Annotated in this window: 23 protein-coding genes; 15 read left to right on the top strand and 8 right to left on the bottom strand. The window is 62.1% G+C overall.

From position 1 onward, the window contains the following. The first annotated feature begins 77 nt into the window (after positions 1-77). The 7 genes from NUH88_RS12830 (at position 78) to NUH88_RS12800 (ending at position 8,187) form a co-directional block, all read left to right on the top strand. Positions 78-1,295: a calcium-binding protein gene (locus NUH88_RS12830; RefSeq protein ID WP_257766808.1), complete on the top strand. Its 1,218-nt coding sequence runs from the start codon at positions 78-80 to the stop codon at positions 1,293-1,295. Between the two features lie 196 nt (positions 1,296-1,491). Beyond that, positions 1,492-1,884, top strand: a complete 393-nt coding sequence (gene apaG, locus NUH88_RS12825) for a Co2+/Mg2+ efflux facilitator ApaG/CorD (RefSeq protein WP_257766807.1) — start codon at positions 1,492-1,494, stop codon at positions 1,882-1,884. Between the two features lie 81 nt (positions 1,885-1,965). After that, a complete protein-coding gene (gene folE / locus NUH88_RS12820; protein WP_257766806.1) occupies positions 1,966-2,610 on the top strand; it encodes a GTP cyclohydrolase I FolE in 645 nt (214 codons plus the stop codon). A 115-nt stretch (positions 2,611-2,725) separates the two neighbouring features. Then, positions 2,726-4,183 carry a TrkH family potassium uptake protein gene (locus NUH88_RS12815; protein ID WP_372743520.1) on the top strand — a complete coding sequence of 486 codons (1,458 nt, stop codon included), beginning with the start codon at positions 2,726-2,728 and terminating at the stop codon, positions 4,181-4,183. A gap of 24 nt (positions 4,184-4,207) precedes the next feature. Next, positions 4,208-5,377, top strand: a complete 1,170-nt coding sequence (argE, locus tag NUH88_RS12810) for an acetylornithine deacetylase (RefSeq protein WP_257766804.1) — start codon at positions 4,208-4,210, stop codon at positions 5,375-5,377. Between the two features lie 118 nt (positions 5,378-5,495). Next, a complete protein-coding gene (gene araD, locus NUH88_RS12805; RefSeq protein ID WP_257766803.1) occupies positions 5,496-7,244 on the top strand; it encodes an L-arabinonate dehydratase in 1,749 nt (582 codons plus the stop codon). A gap of 202 nt (positions 7,245-7,446) precedes the next feature. Beyond that, on the top strand, positions 7,447-8,187 hold the full coding sequence (locus tag NUH88_RS12800) for a sensor histidine kinase (protein WP_257766802.1): 741 nt from the start codon (positions 7,447-7,449) through the stop codon (positions 8,185-8,187). 18 nt (positions 8,188-8,205) lie between these two features. Here NUH88_RS12800 and otnK read toward each other — a convergent pair whose 3' ends face one another. Beyond that, the gene (gene otnK / locus NUH88_RS12795; protein ID WP_257766801.1) at positions 8,206-9,474 is read right to left on the bottom strand and encodes a 3-oxo-tetronate kinase; all 1,269 of its coding nucleotides are present in this window, start codon (positions 9,472-9,474) and stop codon (positions 8,206-8,208) included. 131 nt (positions 9,475-9,605) lie between these two features. Here otnK and otnI point away from each other — a divergent pair, with 131 nt between their 5' ends. Together otnI and denD are read left to right on the top strand one after the other, a co-directional pair. After that, positions 9,606-10,385 (top strand): 2-oxo-tetronate isomerase, encoded by a 780-nt coding sequence (otnI, locus tag NUH88_RS12790; RefSeq protein WP_257766800.1) that lies wholly within the window; start codon positions 9,606-9,608, stop codon positions 10,383-10,385. After that, complete coding sequence (gene denD, locus NUH88_RS12785; protein ID WP_257766799.1) at positions 10,382-11,374, top strand: D-erythronate dehydrogenase; 993 nt, start codon at positions 10,382-10,384, stop codon at positions 11,372-11,374. The genes otnI and denD overlap by 4 nt, the downstream gene beginning before the upstream one ends. Before the next feature lie 13 nt (positions 11,375-11,387). Here the strand turns inward: denD and NUH88_RS12780 are convergent, their stop codons facing one another. The 3 genes from NUH88_RS12780 to NUH88_RS12770 are packed head-to-tail and all read right to left on the bottom strand — an operon-like array spanning position 11,388 to position 13,398. Continuing rightward, positions 11,388-12,086 carry a protein tyrosine phosphatase family protein gene (locus NUH88_RS12780; protein WP_257766798.1) on the bottom strand — a complete coding sequence of 233 codons (699 nt, stop codon included), beginning with the start codon at positions 12,084-12,086 and terminating at the stop codon, positions 11,388-11,390. A 28-nt stretch (positions 12,087-12,114) separates the two neighbouring features. Then, positions 12,115-12,408: a hypothetical protein gene (locus NUH88_RS12775; protein WP_257766797.1), complete on the bottom strand. Its 294-nt coding sequence runs from the start codon at positions 12,406-12,408 to the stop codon at positions 12,115-12,117. Between the two features lie 60 nt (positions 12,409-12,468). Then, complete coding sequence (locus NUH88_RS12770; RefSeq protein WP_257766796.1) at positions 12,469-13,398, bottom strand: VOC family protein; 930 nt, start codon at positions 13,396-13,398, stop codon at positions 12,469-12,471. 81 nt (positions 13,399-13,479) lie between these two features. Between NUH88_RS12770 and NUH88_RS12765 the strand changes: the two genes are divergently transcribed. Both NUH88_RS12765 and NUH88_RS12760 read left to right on the top strand, forming a co-directional pair. After that, positions 13,480-14,712 carry a glycosyltransferase gene (locus tag NUH88_RS12765; RefSeq protein ID WP_257766795.1) on the top strand — a complete coding sequence of 411 codons (1,233 nt, stop codon included), beginning with the start codon at positions 13,480-13,482 and terminating at the stop codon, positions 14,710-14,712. A 136-nt stretch (positions 14,713-14,848) separates the two neighbouring features. Further along, positions 14,849-15,283 carry a hypothetical protein gene (locus NUH88_RS12760; protein ID WP_257766794.1) on the top strand — a complete coding sequence of 145 codons (435 nt, stop codon included), beginning with the start codon at positions 14,849-14,851 and terminating at the stop codon, positions 15,281-15,283. Between the two features lie 72 nt (positions 15,284-15,355). Here NUH88_RS12760 and bfr read toward each other — a convergent pair whose 3' ends face one another. Together bfr and NUH88_RS12750 are read right to left on the bottom strand one after the other, a co-directional pair. Then, positions 15,356-15,838: a bacterioferritin gene (bfr, locus tag NUH88_RS12755; RefSeq protein ID WP_257766793.1), complete on the bottom strand. Its 483-nt coding sequence runs from the start codon at positions 15,836-15,838 to the stop codon at positions 15,356-15,358. A 129-nt stretch (positions 15,839-15,967) separates the two neighbouring features. Further along, positions 15,968-16,162, bottom strand: a complete 195-nt coding sequence (locus NUH88_RS12750) for a (2Fe-2S)-binding protein (RefSeq protein WP_257766792.1) — start codon at positions 16,160-16,162, stop codon at positions 15,968-15,970. 354 nt (positions 16,163-16,516) lie between these two features. On the opposite strand from NUH88_RS12750, the gene NUH88_RS12745 reads away from it, so the two are divergent. From NUH88_RS12745 to NUH88_RS12735, 3 genes are read left to right on the top strand one after another with little or no spacing between them, the layout of a single operon-like run. Then, a complete protein-coding gene (locus NUH88_RS12745) occupies positions 16,517-17,986 on the top strand; it encodes a cobyric acid synthase (RefSeq protein ID WP_257766791.1) in 1,470 nt (489 codons plus the stop codon). A gap of 48 nt (positions 17,987-18,034) precedes the next feature. Beyond that, positions 18,035-18,565 (top strand): peptidylprolyl isomerase, encoded by a 531-nt coding sequence (locus tag NUH88_RS12740; RefSeq protein ID WP_257766790.1) that lies wholly within the window; start codon positions 18,035-18,037, stop codon positions 18,563-18,565. A 51-nt stretch (positions 18,566-18,616) separates the two neighbouring features. Then, positions 18,617-19,081: a peptidylprolyl isomerase gene (locus tag NUH88_RS12735; RefSeq protein WP_257766789.1), complete on the top strand. Its 465-nt coding sequence runs from the start codon at positions 18,617-18,619 to the stop codon at positions 19,079-19,081. Between the two features lie 12 nt (positions 19,082-19,093). Here NUH88_RS12735 and NUH88_RS12730 read toward each other — a convergent pair whose 3' ends face one another. Both NUH88_RS12730 and NUH88_RS12725 read right to left on the bottom strand, forming a co-directional pair. Then, a complete protein-coding gene (locus tag NUH88_RS12730; protein WP_257766788.1) occupies positions 19,094-19,759 on the bottom strand; it encodes a cupin domain-containing protein in 666 nt (221 codons plus the stop codon). Positions 19,760-19,886: 127 nt separating this feature from the next. Next, entirely contained in the window at positions 19,887-20,228 is a 342-nt protein-coding gene (locus NUH88_RS12725) for a DUF1491 family protein (RefSeq protein WP_257766787.1), read from the bottom strand. Between the two features lie 158 nt (positions 20,229-20,386). Here NUH88_RS12725 and NUH88_RS12720 point away from each other — a divergent pair, with 158 nt between their 5' ends. Further along, a complete protein-coding gene (locus NUH88_RS12720; protein ID WP_257766786.1) occupies positions 20,387-21,379 on the top strand; it encodes a BMP family lipoprotein in 993 nt (330 codons plus the stop codon). The last annotated feature ends 9 nt before the right edge of the window (positions 21,380-21,388 follow it).

Genomic DNA, 21,388 nt, shown 5'->3' with positions numbered 1-21,388 from the left:
CCGCATCTTCGCTCTGACAGGTGGGCCCGACGGCATTGTAGGAAGAGTCGAAGAAATCGGCTTTGACGGAGGAAAGAATGGTCTCCTCTACAGTAGACGACTTAGGTAGTCTCGCAACACTGACCGCCGACACCGGAACCTTGACGATCACGTCGGGAACCCTGGTGGCAAGCAGTCTGGATAGTGCCCGCGGATATGCGACAATCACCGTAAACAGCAACGCTGCGCACGAGATCACGTTCGCGCAGAACTATCTTTTCAGTTCCTCCGGAACCATCACGATTTCGTTCAACAGCACGCTCGGCGTCACAGTGTCCGGCGTCAATCTGCTTGGCACGCAGACCAAGGTTAACGCGAGCCTGACTTCGGCGGAGGATACGTTCAGCGGCGGCCCCGACAACGACACCGTCACGGCCGGGGACGGCAATGACGTCCTCTACGGAGGCGTCGGCCTCGGCGCGGACCTGCTCTATGGCGGAGGGGCGAATGACCTGCTTTACGGAAATACCGGTAATGACTTCCTGTACGGAAATGCAGGTACAGACACGATTTTCGCCGGCAAAGGCGACGATTCGGCCTTCGGGGGCGGCGAAACCGACAGGATTATAGGCGGAGCCGGAAACGACTCTCTTTTCGGTAATTCCGGCGACGATTTTCTGTATGGAAACACCGGGGCCGATCTGCTTGTCGGCGGGACCGGCAATGACGGCCTTTTCAGCGGCCAGGATGCGGACACGATATCGGCCGGGGCCGGAAACGATACCGTTGCTGCCGGAGCCGGGAACGATCTTGTGTCGGCGGAAGCCGGTGCGGATCTCGTCAAAGGGCATGCGGGCGACGACACGCTCTATGGCGGGGATGATGCCGACACCCTGTCCGGAGGCGAAGGCAGCGACCTGATCTTCGGCGACAGCGGATCCGATATCGTTTACGGCAACCAGTCCAACGACACTATTTCCGGCGGGGACGGAAACGACGCACTCTATGGCGGATCGGGCGACGACCTCCTTATGGGAGATGCCGGCGCGGACGTGCTGGTCGGGAATGGCGGGAACGATACCGTGGTCGGCGGCGACGGCGCGGACACGATCTCCATGCTCGGCGGGAATCAGGGCAACGACGTCTTCAACGATTTCAATACCGCCGAGGACAAGATTCTCGTGAACACCGGTACGACCTTCTCCGCGGCATTGTCCGGTGGTAACGCCCTGGTCACCCTCAGCGACGGCAGCACAATCACCCTCGTCGGCGTCTCCGACAGCGCGGTCAGCGACAACCTGTTCATCTTCGGCTAAGTCGGCGCCCGGCTTTACAGTTTGGGCCGGTCACGACATGGTGAGTCTTTGTGCGGCCCGCTCCGCTTGCCCCTCCGCGAGCGGCGGCGCAGGGTGCGGGTCTATGGACTCTTCCGCAAAGCGCGCCACATTTAGCCTCGGGTCCCGAAGAGACCCGGCGCGACAGCGCGCGAGACGCGGCGACGGAGCAGATTGATTGTATAGCGAAGTGACAGGCGCGATCCGGGTTGTCGTTCAGCCGCAGTATCTCCCCGACCACTCCGATCCGGACGAACACAGGTTCGTCTGGGCGTACAGTGTCAAGATCGAGAACATCGGGGAGGAGACCGTTCAACTGCGTGCGCGTCACTGGCGGATCACCGACGCGCTCGGGCGCGAGCAGACCGTCGACGGGCCGGGCGTGGTGGGCGAACAGCCAATGATCCAGCCCGGCGGATCTTTCGAATATACGAGCGGGACGCCGCTCGGCACGTCATCCGGTTTCATGAGCGGCCATTACGACATGACCGGACCGGACGGACAGATGTTTCAAGTTTCGGTGCCCAGTTTCTCTCTGGACCTTCCGAAAGCGGCCGAACGGCCACACTGAGCGGATGCGGGTCATCCATGGGAACACTTAGGGCGTAACCCCATAACAATTCATGCGCCCTTGATTGAAAAGGAATTCACTATGTCGCCTTATGACAACGCCTTGCGCTCGGAAGACGCGGCCGGCCACGACGTCGACGTCAAGGTGGTCCGGCAGCGCCCCTCGCGCGAAGACGCGGAAGCGGCGGTTCGTACCCTGATCGAATGGGCCGGCGACGATCCGGACCGGGAGGGCCTGCTGGAAACTCCCGAACGGGTGGTAAGGTCCTATGAGGAACTGTTCAAAGGCTATTCCAGCGATCCGCGGGTCTATCTGGAGCGCGTTTTCGAGGAGACCGAGGACTATCACGAGATGGTCCTGCTGAAGAACATCCGCATGGAATCGCACTGCGAGCACCACATGCTTCCGGTGATCGGCAAGGTCTCCATAGCCTATATGCCGCACAACCGGGTCGTGGGTGTCAGCAAGCTGGCGCGGGTCGTAGAGACCTTCGCCAAGCGCCTGCAGATCCAGGAGAAGATGACGGCGCAGATCGCCAACTCGATTCAGGACGTACTGCAGCCGAAAGGCGTTGCCGTGCTGGTCAAGGCCGAGCACCAGTGCATGACGACGCGCGGGGTGTGCAAACCGGGCGCCAGCATGGTCACCAAGACCCTGACCGGCTGCTTCAAGGACGACGCCGAGCTTCGCAAGGAGTTCTTCGACCTGGTTTCACGCGACGATTGACGCCGGCAAACCGGCGACCGTCACGGTGCCGTTTCGCTTCCGGCCGGTTTCCGGACTGGACATCGCGGCAATGGCGGTCCAATGATCCACGCTCTGTGCGCAACGCAACTGGAGCGTGGACTTGGTCGCTTTTGGTCCGGTCCTTCATATCGTCGGGCTTCTGATGTCCATCATGGCGGTCGCCATGCTTCTCCCCGCCGGCGTGGATCTCGCCGTGGGGAATCCGGACTGGGAGGTCTTTACCGGCGCTTCGGCCCTGTCTCTCTTCATCGGCGTCTCGCTGATGCTGACGACGAACAGCCCCTCTGTCTCGACCCTGAGTCTCCGGCAGGCCTTTCTGCTGACCACGCTCAGCTGGTTCACGATCGCCACTGTCGCGGCGCTTCCCTTTGCCTTCTCCCAGCTCGACATGACCGTCGCGGACGCATTCTTCGAGAGCATGTCGGGTGTGACGACGACGGGGTCGACCGTGATCGTCGGGCTGGATCACGCGCCGCCCGGTATCCTGCTCTGGCGGGCGCTGCTGCAATGGCTCGGCGGCATCGGCATTATCGTCATGGCCCTTGCCGTTCTCCCGATGCTGAGCGTCGGCGGGATGCAGCTGTTCCAGACAGAGGCCTTCGATACGCCCGACAAGGTGGTGCCGCGCGCGGCGCAGCTCGCCGGCGGAATCAGCGGCATCTACCTTGCGCTGACAGCCACCTGGGCGGCCGGCCTCTGGGCCGCGGGCCTCCCCGGCTTCGACGCCATCGCCCACGCCATGACCACCATCGCGACCGGCGGCTATTCCACCAAGGACGGCTCGGTGGGGCATTTCGAGAGTGTTGTGGTCGACTGGATCGTGGTCTGCGGCATGATCGTGGGCAGCCTGCCTTTCGTCTATTACCTGCGTATGATGCGGGGCTCGTTCCGCCCGATCTTCCGGGACAGCCAGGTGAAATGGTTCTTCGCCATCGTCACCCTTGTGGTCGGCTCGACCACGCTCTGGAACTGGCACGAGCTCGACTACGCCCTGCATGACGCGTTCCGCTATGCCGCCTTCAATATCATCTCTGTGATGACCGGAACCGGGTACGCGACGACCGACTACGGCATCTGGGGCGGCTTTCCGGTCACGCTGGTGATTTGCCTGATGTTCGTCGGTGGCTGCGCCGGCTCAACCACTTGCGGGATCAAGATCTTCCGCATCCAGGTGCTCTATGCCACCGCCCAGGTGCAGATCGAGCGCCTGCTCCGCCCGCACGGTGTCTTCATTCCCTACTACAACCGCAAGCCGATCCCGGAATCGGTCTCGGAGTCCGTAATGGGCTTCTTCTTTCTCTACATGCTGTGCTTCGGCATTCTCGCCGCTCTGCTCGCGGCCATCGGGCTCGACTTCATCACTGCGGTCTCCGGCGCCGCGACCGCGATCAGCAATGTCGGCCCGGGCCTCGGCCCGATCATCGGCCCCGCCGGCAATTTCGACTCCCTGCCCGACAGCGCCAAATGGCTCTTGTCATTCGGCATGCTGCTCGGCAGGTTGGAGCTCTTCACCGTCCTGGTGATGCTCTCTCCCTCCTTCTGGCGCCGCTGAGCGTTACCCGAAAGGTACCCGTCCATGAGCGACCTGCTCTCCCAGTCCGTTTCCATGTTGGAACGCCTTGTCGCCTTCGACACGACCTCCCGGCTCTCCAACCTGGAACTGATCGATTTCGCGCGGGACTATCTCGAGGACATGGGGATCCCGACCCGGACGACCTTCAACGAGGACGGCACCAAGGCCAATCTCTGGGCGACGGTCGGACCGGAGGACAAGGGTGGCGTGGTACTCTCGGGTCATGTCGACGTGGTTCCGGTAGACGGTCAGGACTGGAGCCGCGATCCGTTTCGGATGTGGGAAGCGGACGGAAAATATTTCGGCCGCGGAACGGCGGACATGAAAGGCTTCTGCGCGATCGCGCTCGCCATGGCGCCGGAAATGAAAAAACGGAACCTGAAGACGCCGATCCATTTCGCCTTCTCCTATGATGAGGAAATCGGCTGCATCGGCGTGCGCGGCCTGATCAAGGACATGGCGGAGAATCTCCCCCTGCCGACCGCCGTGATCGTCGGCGAGCCGACCGGCATGAAGATTATCGGCGGCAACAAGGGCAGCCGCGGTCTCTGGACCACCATCCGCGGGGTCCCGGGACATTCGAGCGAGCCGCATCGCGGCGCCAATTCGATCATGTACGGCGCCCGCATCATTAACCTCCTTGAGAAGATCCAGCAGGAGATGCGGGACAATCCGCACGAGGACAGCCCGTTCGACCCGCCCTACACGACGATCGATCTCGGCATCATCGAGGGCGGCACGGCGCACAATATCATCCCGGAATTCACCAAGTTTCGCTGGGGCATGCGGATCCATCCGGGCGATGACGGTGAAGCGATCGAGCAGCGCGTGCGCGACTATATCGAAAACGAACTGAACCCGGAGCTGAAGGCGGTTTCGCCGGAGGCCGGGATCACCATGGAACTGGTCAACGTCGTGCCGCCGCTGATCCCTGACACGGAGTCCGCCGCCGAGGAGTTGGTCCGCTATCTGACCGGGCTCAACCAGTCTGGTGCCGTATCCTTCGGCACCGAGGCCGGCTTTTTCCAGGAAGCCGGCGTTCCGGGCGTGATCTTCGGGCCGGGCTATATTCAGCAAGCCCATCAGCCGGACGAGTTCATCGAGCGCTCGCAGATGCGGGAATGCGTCGAGTTCATGGCCAAGCTGACCGACTGGGCCTCCGAAAACGGCTGATCTGTCCTTTCGCGCTACCCCCGCTTGACCGTCCGCCAAACCGGTGAGACGGTTAACGAAACGCGAAAACGAGGTCCGGACACGGAGCCGGGCCGATAACGTGGGGGAAGCTGGCAGGATGGCCGAAGACAATTCGAACCCGAAAGATCCGAACAAGGGCAAGCGCCGTTCGTCCGACTGGTACGGCAAGATGGACAAGGACGGCTGGGCGCACCGCTCCTGGATGAAGAACCGCGGCATCCCGGCGGACATGTTCGACGGGCGCCCGGTGATCGGGATCTGCAACACCTGGTCCGAATTCAATCCCTGCAATGCCCATTTTCGCGACATCGCGGAGCGCGTGAAGCGCGGCGTCTACGAAGCCGGCGGCATGCCGGTCGAATTCCCTGTCTTCTCCACCTCGGAAAGCCAGCTGCGGCCGACGGCGATGCTCTACCGCAACCTCGCCTCGATGGATGTCGAGGAAGCGATCCGCGGCTTGCCGATGGACGGCGTCGTGCTGCTGGTCGGCTGCGACAAGACCACGCCGTCGCTGATGATGGGCGCGGCGAGCTGCGACCTGCCGACGATCACCGTTTCCGGCGGGCCGATGCTGAACGGCCATTACCGGGGCGAACTGGTCGGCAGCGGAACCCATGTCTGGAAATTCTCAGAGATGGTCCGAGCCGGAGAGATGACGCTGCAGGAGTTCATGGATGCGGAACAGGACAATTCCCGTTCCACCGGTCACTGCATGACCATGGGAACCGCGTCGACCATGGCCTCCATGGTGGAATCCCTCGGCGCCGGCCTGCCCCACAACGCCGCCATTCCGGCCCCGGATTCCCGGCGCAACGTTCTGGCCCAGATGGCCGGCCGCCGCATCGTCGAGATGGTGCGTCAGGACATCCGCCTCTCCGACGTGCTGAAGAGGGAGAATTTCGAGAACGCGATCATGGTCAACGGCGCCATCGGCGGCTCGACCAACGCCGTCGTCCATTTGCTCGCCATTGCCGGGCGGATGGGGATCGACATCACGCTGGACGACTGGGACCGGCTCGGCAGGGACGTTCCCTGCCTGCTGAACCTGATGCCGTCTGGCGATTACCTGATGGAGGATTTCTTCTATGCCGGCGGTCTGCCCGCCATCATCCGCGAACTCGGGGATTTCATCCACAAGGACGCGATGACGGTCAACGGCAAGACGCTCTGGGAGAATTCCAAGGACGCGGAATGCTGGAACCGGGACGTGATCTTCCCAGTCGACAAGCCGTTCAAACCGAATGGCGGTATCGCGGTGCTGCGCGGCAACCTCGCGCCCGACGGCGCCATTATCAAACCGTCCGCCGCCTCGCCCGAACTGATGAAACATCGCGGCCGTGCCGTCGTGTTCGAGACCATCGAGGACTACAAGGCGAAGATCGACGATCCGGATCTCGATATCGACGAGAGCTGCATCATGGTGCTGAAGAATTGCGGCCCGAAAGGTTATCCGGGCATGGCCGAGGTCGGTAATATGGGGCTACCGCCGAAGGTCCTGAAAAAAGGCATCAAGGACATGATCCGGATTTCGGACGCGCGGATGAGCGGCACCGCCTACGGGACGGTGATCCTGCATTCGGCGCCTGAAGCGGCGGCCGGAGGCCCGCTCGCCTTCGTACAGAACGGCGACATGATCGAGGTCGATGTCGAGGCGCGCCGCATGCATCTCGACATCTCGGATGCGGAATTGGAGAAACGCCGTGCGGCCTGGACCGGCTTCGATTCTCCCTACGACCGGGGTTATTCCAAGCTCTATGTCGAACATGTCCAGCAGGCCGACAAGGGCGCCGACCTCGACTTCCTCGTCGGGAAAAGCGGAACCCCGATAATGCGGGAGTCGCATTAAAGAATTGTTTTCGTTTTCAGGCGAAAATCTGGACTGCGGATTTATTCCGAAGTGTGAGACACTGAATTTCTGCCCGGGAGATTGATTGCAACGCCGGGCAGCGCTATCTACGACAGACAACAATCAACCTGAAGTTTGTCGCATGATGCGTGGCCCGCAATGTGATGGAACGCGATTGCATATGGGTATGCGGAAGGCGCAAATGACGGACCGTCGGACCTCGTCGGACGATATCCCCGAGACAAATGCCCTTGGCTCCAAGAGCGACTTTGTCGCCGATATCGCCCATGAGATGCGCAATCCGCTAAGTGCTCTACGCGCCTACACACAGTTGCTCATGTCGGAAAAGCACGGTCCGCACAGCCATCCGAAATATAAGCAGTATTCCGAGATCGCCAATGAAGCCGCAGAAGCGCTGGTGCGGATTTGCGACCGTCTTCTGACGGAGGAGAGCGATGCGAAGAGCCCGGCGGCCGAACAGACGGACGCACACGCCGTCGCGAAAACCACGATTGCGCGCTACAGCGCAATGGCGGAAGAGAAGAAGATCACCCTCGACATCCGATTCGACCGGGACTTTCCAAAAGTGCCTGTCCCGGCCAGTGTCATCGAGGACGTGCTGGGCAATCTGGTCATCAATGCGATCAAATTCACCCCTGCGGGCGGAACCGTTGCCGTGATTGGCAAGCGCGATCCGGTATCGGGTGCCGTGATCATGGTGATCCGGGACACCGGAACCGGCATGTCCGCCGACAAACTCTCGGAAGTCCTGAAATTCCTCCCGGTGAAACCGGCCGAGGGTCTTCAGGGCGAGATGGGGTCGGGCCGCGGGCTCTCGATCGTGAAAAAGCAACTCGCGCCTTACGGCATCAATATCGAGATCCGGAGCAATCCCAATTTCGGAACCTCGGTCTCCCTGGTGTTCTCTCCCGACAAGGTCTGAGGCGCCGCACACTGCGCCTCACGGCATCTCCGCGAGCGCTTTTGCGAAGAAATCCTGACCGCCGAAATTGCCGGACTTCAGAGCGAGCGCGATCTGCTCGCCACCAAGCGAGACGGTCGCCGGGACACCCGGATCGATCTGCGCTCCGATCTGCAAGCCTTTGACCCCGAGGGCGGAAACGACCGCGCCCGACGTCTCGCCGCCGGCGACGACAAGCCGCCGGACACCGGCATCGACCAGACCGCGTGCAATCCCGGCCATCGCGTCCTCGATCAACGCGCCCGCTTCCGCCCGACCGAGTTCGCTCTGGATCTCCCGCACCTTCTCGGCAGGCTGACTCGCATAAATCAGCACCGGGCCCTCGGCACTCTTGCCGTAAGCCCAGTCGAGCGCTTCGCCGACCACATCCTCTCCCCGGGCGAGACGCAGCGCATCGACCGCGAGAGCCGGATGCTCCTCGCGAAAGCGCTCGATCTGACCCAGGGTCGCCACCGAGCAACTTCCGGCGAGCACGGCGGCCTTGCCTTCGATCGACGGCAACCGGTCCGCTGCGCTGGAATCCGCCAGCAGGCCCTGACGCCGGTAGTTCTCGGGAAGACCGATCGCAACACCGGATCCACCGGTGATCAAAGGCAGATCGCGCACGCCGTACCCGATTGATTCCAGATGATTATCCAGAATCGCATCGACGATCGCGATTCCTCCACCATCGCTTTCGATAACCTTCAGCGCGGCCGAAATGGCCTCGCCGCCGGCATCGACGGTAGTGAATTGGAGCAATTTAACTTGCTTTTTAGTTTGTCGTTGCAGGACCGATACGAGATTACTGTCCGTCATCGGCGTCAGGGGATGATTCCGCATCGGGCTGTCGGACAAAAGCTGAGTTCCGACAAAGAGATGGCCGTTGAAGATCGTCCGGCCGTTCTCCGGAAAAGCCGGGCAGGCGACGGTGACGCCGGTACCGAGATCTTCCATCAGCGCGTCGGTGACCGGGCCGATATTGCCGTCATCGGTGGAATCGAAGGTCGAGCAATACTTGAAAAAGAACTGCCGGCAGCCGGCACCCTTCAGCCAGCGCAGCGATTCCCGGGACTGCGCCACCGCTTCCGCAGCCGGGTTCGTGCGCGATTTCAGGGCGACGACGATGGCGTCCGCCTCCGGTATTTCGGTCGCCGCGCCCGGTACGCCGATGAGCTGAACCGTGCGCATGCCGCCCCGCACCAGCATGTTCGCAAGATCGGTGGCTCCGGTAAAATCGTCGGCAATGCAGCCGAGTATGGGCGCCATGACCGCTTTCCTCCCTGAATGATACGACTCTATGGATCGGGCCGGGCAGTCTGCTGTAGGCTGCGCCCTCAAGCAAGCGCACGTCCGTGCGACACGCACCGCCCATCAAGAATGGCGACAGGGGAGGCTCCATGCCAAAACTGGCAGCAAATCTGTCCATGATGTTCCAGGAACTGCCGTTTCTCGACCGCTTCAAGGCGGCCGCCGAGGCCGGTTTCCGGGGTGTCGAATTCCTTTTCCCTTACGATTTTCCGGCTGGCGAGATCCGGGCCAAGCTGGAAGACGCGGGACTTACACAGGCGCTTTTCAACCTTCCGCCCGGCGACTGGGATGCCGGAGACCGGGGATTCGCAGCCATTCCGGGGCGACAGGACGCCTTCCTGGCGGCGCTGGAGAAAGCCCTCGACTATGCGGACGCGCTCGATTGCCCGCGCCTCCACGTGATGAGCGGCATGGTCCCGGACGGTGTCTCCCGGGAGGCCTGCACCGAAACCCTGATCGCCAACCTGAAACAGGCGGCACCGATTGCAGGAAAACGCGGCAAAACCCTGATCCTCGAGCCGATCAACAACCGGGACATGCCGCCCTACTTCCTGAATTATCAGGATCAGGCGCTCTCGATCATCGATGCGGTCGGCGAAAACAACGTCCGCCTGCAGTTCGACCTCTATCACTGCCAGATCATGGAGGGCGACCTCGCGGTTCACCTCAAGGACAATCTGGCCGCGATCGAGCATATCCAGATCGCCGGCGTGCCCGAACGGCACGAACCGGATATCGGCGAGATCAATTACCCCTATCTCTTCCGGCTCATGGATGACCTTGGATACGAGGGCTGGGTCGGCTGCGAGTACCGGCCGCAAGCCGGAACCGTCGAAGGGCTCGGCTGGATGAAGGAGTGGACGGAATGAAGGTCACCATCACCGGAGCCTCCGGCTTCATCGGCCAGAAACTGGCCCGGCGCCTTCTCGACAGCAACGCGCTCGTCGCCTCGGACGGCAGCCGCAAGCCCGTCACCGAGCTGACCCTGCTCGATGTGGTGAACGCACCGGACGCGCTCACCTCGGACGCCCGCGTGCGCAGCCTCGCCGGCGACATCACCGACGAGACGCTGCTTGCCGAAGCTATCCCCGGCGACACCGACAGCGTCTTCCATCTCGCCGCCATCGTCAGCGCCGGCGCGGAAGAAGACTTCGACCTCGGCATGGCCGTCAATCTCGATGCGACACGCGCGATCCTCGAGATCCTGCGGAAAGCCGACGGCGTTCCCAAAATGGTTTTCGCGAGTTCCTGCGCGGCCTTCGGCGGAGACCTGCCGCATATCGTCGAGGACATGACCGCAACAACACCGCAAACCTCGTACGGCACACAGAAGGCGATCGGCGAGTTGCTGGTATCCGACTACAGCCGCAAGGGCTTCGTCGACGGCCGGTCTCTGCGCTTTCCGACCGTCGTGGTCCGCCCCGGAAAACCGAACAAGGCGGCCTCCACCTTCGCCAGCTCAATCATCCGCGAGCCACTGCAGGGCGAGACGGCGGTCTGCCCGGTCGCCGGCGATGCCCGCATGTGGCTCGCCTCGCCACGCAGCATCGTCGAGAACACGGTCCACGCGCATAATCTCGCGGCCGATGCCTGGGGCGCTTCGCGCACGGTGTCGCTGCCCGGATTCTCGGTGACCGTCGCCGGAATGGCGAAAGCGCTGGAATCCGTCGCGGGGCCGGCTGTCGCCGGCCGGATCGACTGGACCCCTGATCCCTTCATCGAAAAGATCGTCCGTGGCTGGCCGCCGGAATTCAACACGAAAAGGGCGGCGGCGCTCGGCTTCTCGCAAGACGAAGGTATGGAAAGCGTGATCCGTGCCTTCATCGAGGACGAGCTGGGCGGCACGATCGCGGCCTGACGAAAGCCTCTGCCTATTCGCGGCGGAGGATCTTGTCGACGATCAGGGACTCGAACCAGTCCGCGCGGAACCCGGCCTGGAGCGCATCGGGGTCGTATTCCCTTTCCGCCCAGTCCCGGAAGGAGATCCCGGTCTCATCGTGCCGTGCCGCGAACTGTTCGAAGACATGGTCGACGATGCCGGTCCGGCCGTGCCGGAAATGCCCGAAGCGCAGGGAAAGCTGATCCATCGCCTCGCGCATCGGCAATCCTTTGACCAGGTGCAGATAGAGCGTGCTCATCAGTCCCGTGCGGTCGGCACCCGACTTGCAGTGCATCAGGGTCGGCCCTTCCAGCCTGTCCCAGACCCCGATCGCCTCTTTCAGGACCTCGGGCTTCAGCGGGTTGCGCGAGCGGACCGGCAGGCTGATCAGCTTGAGCCCGAGACGTTCGCAGGCCTCACGCTCCAGTCGGTAGCGGTAGTTCTCTTCCTCCGCACCGCGCAGATTGAGCACGGTCCTGAACCCCCGCGCGGCGATGCGCTCGAGGTGCCACGGAGATGGCTGAGCGGAACGCCAGAGCTCGTCGCTGACCCTGTGCATGTTGAGATAGATCGAACGGACGAAGCCATGATCGGTCGCCATCAGATGCCACCACGCACGGAGCCGTTCGGCGCCCTCGAGCGGCTGGAGGGCGGATACATTCTCTGGCGTGCTGTCTGTCATCGGGTCCATATAGCGTAACCCGCGCCGGAACCGGGGATTATTTCGAAGCCTTCGGCTCGCCAATCATCAGCGTGAAGGGAATGCGGCCGCGCTCGAAGACCATGTGGCCCATGGCGGTGACGCATTTGTGTTCCTCGTTCTTGAACGACGCATTGATCTCGAAATCGACCAGCTCCCGGGGAAACACCTTCTCGTCGACGTACTCGGCAAAGACACGGATGATATTGATCGGTGTCTTGTGCCAGATATCGTCATCTTCGGTCGTGAAGACGTAATCCTCCTGCGTGTCCCCGGTGGCGCTCATCATGGTCGCGACCAACGTCTTCGACATTGCTATCTCTCCCGCAATTCGGGGTTTTCACTCACGGGATTGCCTGAACGATTTATGAATCTACTGCCGCATCCAGGGAAAATCCGTGTCCTCTTCCGCAATGAAAAGTGTCCCGCCGAGCGACTCCGGCAGAGTTAATTCAAGATAATTGTCGATGCGCTCCGGCGCAAAACCCCGCTCGCGGAAAAAACTTTCGGTCGCGGAGAGGTCTGCCGAGAGGACACCGTAGCCGGCAATCAACGGCCCCTCGTCCGGAAAGTCCACGTTCGGCAGGAGCTCGCCGAGCCCTTCCTCGTCGGCAATCACCACGCCGCCACGATCGAGCGGAATCCGCCAGATGTGCGCGTTCACAGGCTTCGGCCCGCCGCGGTCCAGAAACCAGCAATAGCGAGCCGCCGTCTTATCCAGCACTTCGGCGCCGATCACCACGTCGCGCAAGGCGACGATACCGTTGCCATGCTGCATCCAGCGGTCCTGCCAGACGATCTCCTCGGTATGGTGCGCCAGATATTGCACCCGTCCCTCAGGCATGTCCTGCGGTCGCACCCGGCACACGGTGAAGGCGGCCTCCTCCTCGCCACCATTCGGCATGGTGACGGGACGCTTCAGATGGACGAGCGGCTGGGGATGGAACCCGGTCAGGGTGAGCCGGCCCTGGACACTTTCCGGGTCGACGCAGGAGAAGGCGATCAGATGCAGACCGACATAGCGGTCGATCTGCCCCTGGGTCCGCTTGCCGAGTTCGGTCGCGGCGTCCGAAACCGCGATCACCTCGATATAGCCTTCCGGCAGCATGATGCAGCGGTTCGCGGTCCCGGACGGCGCCGGCGCAGCACCCTCGTCTGTCTGGTGCCGGTGCTCGGTATAAGGCGTTTGCACGAACCCCAGGCGGTTGAGATCGCGGTGCGCCTCGGCCATGTCTGGGACGAAATGCGCCACGTGATCGAGAAAAATCTCGTCTCCGCCGGGCAATTGCCGCGCCTGTTTCATCTCGGTTTCTTTCCCGGCTTGCTTTCCGAATCCTCAGCGTCACTATGCGAAGAATTCAAAGCACTGAAAAGATACAGGTTCATGCGTATTCTGTTCGGGTGGGAATTCGGCGCCGGTCTCGGCCACGTCAACCGCATCAAACCGATAGCCAGGGCATTCCGGGATCAAGGCGCGGAGATCTTCCTTGCGCTGCAGGAGCAAGAGCGCGCGGATGCCTTCTGGAATCCTTCAACGGCACGGCTGCCGGACGGTTACCATCTGCTCCCGATCCCGAACTGGCGCATGCCGTCCGACCCCAAGGCCCGGCAGATTCCGACCCACTCCTTCGCCGACGTTCTCAACCTCATCGGATATGGCAGCGAAATCGGCTTCGCGGCACGATTGGAATCATGGACCGGCTTGCTCTCGGCGGTCAGTCCCGACCTCGTTATCGGCGATTTCAGCCCGACCCTGAATATCGCCGCACGCGGCCGGATCCCGTCGCTCACCATCGGTAACGGCTACACAATGCCGCCCGGAGGCCGCGAACTGCCGCCGATCCGGCCCTGGCAGAGCAAACTGGAGAAATTCTCGAAGACCCATGAAGCGAACCTGCTCGGGATCATCAACAAGGTGCTCCGGCTGCGCGGCGAACCGCAGCTCGCCTTCCTGAGCGACGCGTTCCATGGCGATCGGTCCTTTCCGCTGACCCTGCCGATTGTCGACCCCTACGCCGAACATCGGCAAAGCGCGACCCTTCCGCCATTCAACATGCCACGCGACATCAGCCCGCTTCCGGCGAATGAGCGTTCGGACGACAGCGTTTTCTTCTACATGCCCCGGAACCACCCGTCCCTGAAGACGGTCATGGACGCCCTGAAGCGGAGCAATCTTCCGGTCACCGCTTTCATCAGCGGTATCGGTTCCGATCAAGCACGGCAGATCTCGACGGCGAGCTTTCAGGTGAGTCCCACGCCCCTCCCGTTCAACGAGGTCATGCCGAAGGCGCGGCTGCTCGTGCATCACGGCGGCCTTTCCACCGCCGTCGCCGGTGCCATGGCGGGTACGCCCCAGGCGATAGTTCCGTGGAATCTGGAACATCTCGTGACGGCACGGCGGATCGAGGCGCTTGGCGGCATCAAACTGATCAACAACCCGGACAAGGAATTCCCGGGCAAGGCATTGGGCCAGCTCTTCGTCAAGCTCGCCCGGGATACCGGTCTGGCGAAACAGGCCCTCGCAGCGGCGAAGAGCGTCGACCTCGGTGATCCGGACATGACGCTTCGCACAATTGTCGATGCCGGGATGGAGCTTTCCCGGACACCGGCGCCGTGAAGATTCGACAAGATATATTTGAATTGCAACTCATTCGCAAAATCATTACCTTTCCTCTATCAGACTGTGGGAGGATCAGGTTGTGCTGCAGTTTCTTACGGGAGAGAGCGTCTTAAGCGCCCGCGCAGGAAATAGCGTGCCTACGCTCGACAGAGCGGAGTCGAAGATCGATGAATTCGAAAGCCTTATTCTCTGGGCCATGCGCCAGTGGATGCGGGCTCACCGGGAGCGCTGCTGCGCGACCGGGTCGGTTCTGGAAGCGTTCGAGTTCTCCGGACTGGTCGCCGCCCTCACGCCGCTCAACCGGATGATGACCCTGCTGACCCTTGCAAGCCGGCGTCGGCTCGCGATCGCGACGAGCGCAAGCGCGCCGCTGAGCATCGACGAACTGGTGCTCCTCCGTATTCTGAACGCCGCCAGAAACGGCCAGAGGGACGTCGCGGAATCCCGGCTTGGCATGTGGATGGAGACGGGGAACGCGGCCGCGGCGGCACAAGCGGCGCTCAGCCTCGCCGAAGCGGTTTACCGGCCGTCCCGGCGAGCAGGATGCATGGCCACCGCCAGCACATAAACGCAAAAAGGCATCCCGCCCTTTATTCGAGCGCGATGCCTTGCCGCTGAAAGACAGAGTTGACCTTGAGGGTCAGTCCATCTCGTTTGCTTCGGACTGAAGCAGCATGTAGTTCTGGATCCCCATTTTCTCGATCATGCCGAGCTGGGTTTCGATGTAATCGACATGCCCTTCCTCGTCCTCAAGGATCTCGAGGAACAGGTCGCGGGTGACATAGTCGCCGACCTTCTCGCAGTGCTTGATCCCGGCCTTGTAGTTCGCAATGCCGTCCAGCTCGAGCTTCAGATCGCCCTTGAACATCTCCTGGATGTCTTCGCCGATCAGCAGCTTGTCCAGATATTGAAGATTGGGAACACCTTCGAGGAACAGGATGCGGGCAACGAGCTTCTCCGCATGCTTCATCTCGTCGATGGACTCGTCATATTCATGCTTTCCGAGTTTCGAAAACCCCCAGTCCTGCAACATCTTGGCGTGCAGGAAATACTGGTTGATCGCGGTCAGTTCGCCTTTCAGACCGGCGTTCAAAAACTCGAGAACCTTCTTGTCGCCCTTCATCGGCCTAGCTCCAGAATTGCTGTCCCGGAGCCGAAGATACCACCGATTAGAATAATTCCAAGGGGCTTCGCAAAATCAATATTGCGAATAAATTTCAGTATTACAAAGACTTAATCGAAAACTTCCGGTCTAGCCGGCGTCTGTCACCGAAAGCTCGACCTCGCTCGTACGCGCGGCTAGCTGCTCGCGGATCGTGTTCATGCAGGTCCCGCATTGCGGCCGGCATCCGACATTCTGGTAGACCTGTCCGACAGTTCGCGCACCGGAATCGATCGCCCGGTCAACACATCGGTCCGTAAATCCGTTGCAAAGACACACATACATAGTGCGAATTCCGCGATTGAGAGTCATTCGCATATGAAGGTCGTTGCGAGTGATTGTCAATACGCAAAATCAGACCGGATTTGTTCTATATCAATGCAACGGCAAAAAACCCCAGAAGGCTGCGGTTTTCGGCGTCGATGTCGCGGGAAAAAATTAAGAGGGCGGCCCCGAAAGGCCGCCCCAGTCCGAGCCGAGAGGGAGGGAGCGAAGTCGGATGGCTCGAACCACTTCGCCAGCAATACTCGCTGGCCTGATACCGTTTTTACGCCCGAAACCTGAACATTTCGTAAACAGAACACATAAAATGCGAAAGTCGTGACAGCCTGTCCCCGCATATGCGATGAGGCCCCAGTCATGACCGCAAAAACGCTGATGTTCCAGGGAACCGGCTCCGATGTCGGGAAATCCGTACTGGTGGCCGGCCTGTGCCGGGTGGCCGCACGCGGCGGCCTGCGCGTGCGGCCCTTCAAGCCGCAGAACATGTCCAATAATGCCGCCGTCACCGTCGATGGCGGAGAGATCGGACGGGCGCAGGCGCTGCAGGCACGCGCGGCGGGGATCGAGCCGCATACCGACATGAACCCGGTCCTCCTGAAACCGGAAACGGATCTCGGCGCACAGGTCGTCGTGCAGGGCCAGGTACGCGGCCATGCGAAAGCACGCGCCTACCAGGCGATGAAAGGCGATTTACTGGACGCCGTGCGCGAAAGTTACGACCGGCTCCGCGCCGATGCGGATCTCGTGCTGGTCGAAGGTGCGGGCAGCCCGGCCGAGGTCAATCTCCGCGCCGGCGACATCGCGAATATGGGGTTCGCGGAGGCGACCGGCTGTCCCGTCGTGCTGATCGGCGATATCGACCGGGGCGGCGTTATCGCATCCCTCGTCGGCACCCATGCCGTCATCGCCCCGTCCGACCGGGAACGGATCGCCGCTTTCCTGATCAATAAATTCCGCGGCGATATCTCGCTCTTCGATGACGGGCTCCGCATCGTCGAAAGCCATACCGGCTGGCCCTCGCTCGGTGTCGTCCCCTACTTCCCGGAAGCACGCAAGCTCCCGGCGGAAGATGCCGTCGCGCTCGAACAGGCCGTCCGGGCAGATGCCGGTCTGATAAAGATCGCCGTGCCGCAGCTTTCCCGGATCGCCAATTTCGACGATCTGGACCCGCTGCGCCTGGAGCCGGAGGTCACGGTCGATATCGTCGAGCCCGGCCGCTGCCTGCCGGGCGACGCCGCCCTCATCCTCATTCCGGGATCGAAATCGACAATCGGCGACCTGACGGACCTCCGCAGGCAGGGCTGGGATATCGACATTGCCGCACATGTCCGGCGCGGCGGCCGCGTCCTCGGGATCTGCGGCGGCTACCAGATGCTGGGCCGAAAGGTGCACGACCCGGACGGCCTCGAAGGGCCGCCAGGCAGTGCCGACGGACTCGGCTTCCTCGCTGTCGAGACCGTGCTGACACCGCAAAAGGCCCTGACCCGGATCTCCGGGCGAAGCAGCGGGGGATCGGAGCTTTCCGGTTACGAGATCCATATCGGCCGGACGGACGGGCCCGATACCGCGCGTCCGTTTGCCTGGATCGACGGCGGCAGCGGTCCGCATGCCGACGGAGCCGCCTCGCCGGACGGCCGGATTGCCGGCAGCTACCTTCACGGCATGTTTACGTCGGACGCCTTCCGGCGCGCCTATCTGAAGGAGCTGGGCGCCCGGCAGTTTTCCGGAACCAACTTCGAGGTAGAGATCGACACCGTGCTGGACCGTCTGGCGGATCATCTCGAGGCCCACATCGATACCGCGCGTCTGTTCGCGCTTGCCCGCTGAGCGCGGTCGTCTATGGTGCGCCGGAGATGCTCAACCACGGAGGCTTGCATGGCCCGACGTCTCTTCGTCCTGCTTGTGCTGCTTGCCGCAACCGCCTTCGGCGGACCGGCGCGCGCTGCGGACCCGGAAAACACGCTTTATCTCGATCTGGAATACGGACGCGTAGAGATCGTTCTGCGCCCGGACCTGGCGCCGAACCATGTCGCGCGGGTCAAGGAACTGGCGCGCAAGAAGTTCTATGACGGAATCATCTTCCACCGGGTGATCGACGGCTTCATGGCGCAGACCGGCGACCCGACCGGGACCGGCATGGGCGGCTCTGGCAAGAAGCTCGACGCCGAGTTCAGCAATGAGCCTTTCGTACGCGGTACGGTCGGAGCGGCGCGGGCGCGCAATCCCAACAGTGCGGACAGCCAGTGGTTCATATGCTTTCAGGACTGCCAGTTCCTGAACGGCCAGTACACAGTCTGGGGCGTGGTCTCGAAGGGCATGGAATATGTCGACATGATCAAGCGCGGCGAACCGCCGGCGAACCCGGACCACATCGTCTCGCTGCGTGTCGCGGCAGACGCCAAGTAAACCGGCTCAAGTCTCTGGGACCCGAACACGAAAAAGAAAAAGGATCGAAACGTGAGCGATCAGGAAAACCAACTTTATATCGATCTCGACTATGGCCGCGTGGTCGTCGAGCTGAAGCCGGATCTGGCGCCGAAACATGTCGAGCGGGTCAAGGAACTCGCCCGCGAGGGCTTCTATGACGGCATCGTCTTCCACCGCGTGATCGACGGTTTCATGGCGCAGACCGGCGATCCGACCGGCTCCGGCATGGGCGGCTCCGGCCAGAAGCTGGACGCCGAATTCTCCGACGCCCCGTTCAAGCGCGGCACCGTGGGCGCCGCCCGGGCGCAGAACCCGAACAGTGCCGACAGCCAGTTTTTCATCTGCTTCAAGGATGCCCGCTTCCTCGACGGCCAGTACACGGTCTGGGGCGAGGTGATCGAAGGGATGGATTTCGTCGATCAGATCAAGAAGGGCGAGCCGCCGGCGGACCCGGACAAGATGGTGAAGGTCCAGGTCGCGGCCGACGCAGAGTAGAAACCTTTCGGATCAGAGACCGGCCAGATGGCCGGTCTTGGTCCAGACCAGCGCCATCTCAGGTGCAGTGAAAGTCGCCCGCGCGCCTTTCGGAAAGCGCAGCCAGCTCCCGGTCTCGTGCCGCACGCCGTCGCTTTCCACAGCCCCCTCCAGAACCAGAAATTCACCGCCGCCCGGCATCTCGAAAGGCGGCTGGGCCGCGCCGGCCCCGTACCGGGTGAGATAAACATGCTCGTCCTCCGCATCGAAGAGCGGCAGGACGGAAATCCCTTCGGCGGCCCCCTCTTCCCAGCGCGCATCCTGCGCGCGGGTGTCGATGCGCACGAATTCCTGATCGTCCTCGCGCATCTGCCAGAGCTTCACGAAGATCGTGCAGCCGGCACGGGTGAACGGGGAGTGGCTTGAGCCGACCGGATTGCGCACATACATGCCCGGTCCGTAATCTCCGTGCTCGTCCGAAAACGTGCCGTCGAGAACGAGGAACTCCTCACCGCCGCCATGGGTATGGGCGGAGAACTTGCTGCCGGCCGCATAGCGCACGATCGTCGTTGCCCGCGCGACCTCGTCCCCGATCCGGTCCAGCATACGCCGGTCGACGCCGGCCATCGGCGAGGGGACCCAGGGCAGCAGATTGCTGTCAGTCGCAACAAAGCTCGAAAAATCGGCGTTGATTTCCATCCGGATCGCACCTCTCGGGACATTTTCGACCGTCTGAGAGGTATGGACGGAGAGCGGATTTGCAATATCGCGGACCGTTCCGGGCCTGCACGAATCCCGTTCGTGTGGCAGGGCTACAACGCCCCGGTCAGAAGAACAGCGCGTCTTCGAGCGGATTGCGCCCCTCACGGTCCTCGATCTCAAGAACCCAGATGTCCGGATCGATCCGGCGCTCCTTCTCGAGAACCGCGTCGGCCTCTTCTTCCGACACCGGCTCGTCGCCGGTCCGCGAGCGCCAGGAAAGCCCGCCATCGAGTTCACGAGCCAATGCCAGGATCGTGAATCCGGGCCCAAGCCGATTGATCTTGAGATACACGGCACCCGCGTCGTCGTCGCCTGAACGCACCACCGTGGCCATGATTCCGAGAGCCATACACTGGCGGAGACCCGCCTGGACCAGCAATTTCGACTTGAGACGCGATGCGCTCATCGGTTACTCCCCCGCGGGCGCCGGAACGGCCCGCGCGCGCGGTTCGACCAATTGGTAAAAGACTACAGGACTCCGAAGTCTTTCTTTTTTACACTGCCGTCACGGAACGCAATCCGTGAACAGGTCTGAAAGACCTCAATAAACAGGGATGGCACAAAATGAAACAGTGGGTACTGGCGGCGGTTGCCGCGATCGGTATCGGCGCTGCTGCCGAGGCCGCGGACTTCAAACCGGCCGTCGTCTTCGATATGGGCGGCAAATTCGACAAGAGCTTCAACGAGGGCGTGTACGAAGGGGCCGAGCGCTTCAAGAAGGAAACCGGCGACAGCTATCTCGAATTCGAGGTGACCAACGAGACCCAGCGCGAGCAGGCGATCCGCCGCATGGCGCGCCGTGGCGCGAACCCGATCCTAGGTGTCGGTTTCGCCCAGGGCCCGGCGATCGAGAAGGTCGCGAAGGAATATCCGGACACCAGCTTCGCCATCATCGACAGCGTCGTGGACGTGCCCAATGTCCAGTCGATCGTCTTCAACGAGCATGAAGGCTCGTTCCTCGTCGGCGTGCTCGCGGCCAAGGCCTCCAAGTCGGGTACCATCAGCTTCGTCGGCGGGATGGACATCCCTCTGATCCGCCGCTTCGCCTGCGGCTATGTCGGCGGCGCGCAATGGGCCAACAAGGACATCAAGGTGATCCAGAACATGACCGGCAGCACGCCGGCCGCCTGGAACGATCCGACCAAAGGTGCGGAACTCGCCCGCAGCCAGTTCGACCGCGGCTCCGACGTGGTCTTCGCCGCCGCCGGCTCGACCGGCCTCGGCGTGCTGCAGGCCGCGGACGACGCCAAGAAGCTGGCGATCGGCGTCGACAGCAACCAGAACTACCTGCATCCGGGCACCATGCTGACCTCGATGCTGAAACGCGTCGACATCGCCGCCTACAACGTCTTCATGGCCGGCAAGAAGGGCGAGCTGAAACCGGGCATCAACGTGCTGGGCCTCGGCGAGAACGGTGTCGGCTGGGCGCTCGACGAGCACAACAAATCGCTCGTCTCGGAAGACATGAAAGCGCTGGTCGCCAAGGCGGAAGCCGGCATCAAGTCGGGCGACATCAAGGTCCATGACTACATGGCCGACAATACCTGCCCGTACTGACGCCCGGGC

The sequence above is a fragment of the Nisaea acidiphila genome (genome assembly GCF_024662015.1).
GTDB classification, from domain to species: Bacteria; Pseudomonadota; Alphaproteobacteria; order Thalassobaculales; family Thalassobaculaceae; genus Nisaea; species Nisaea acidiphila.
The sequence above is the reverse complement of the archived record's forward strand: the minus strand, read 5'-3'. Positions and strand labels throughout refer to the sequence as shown.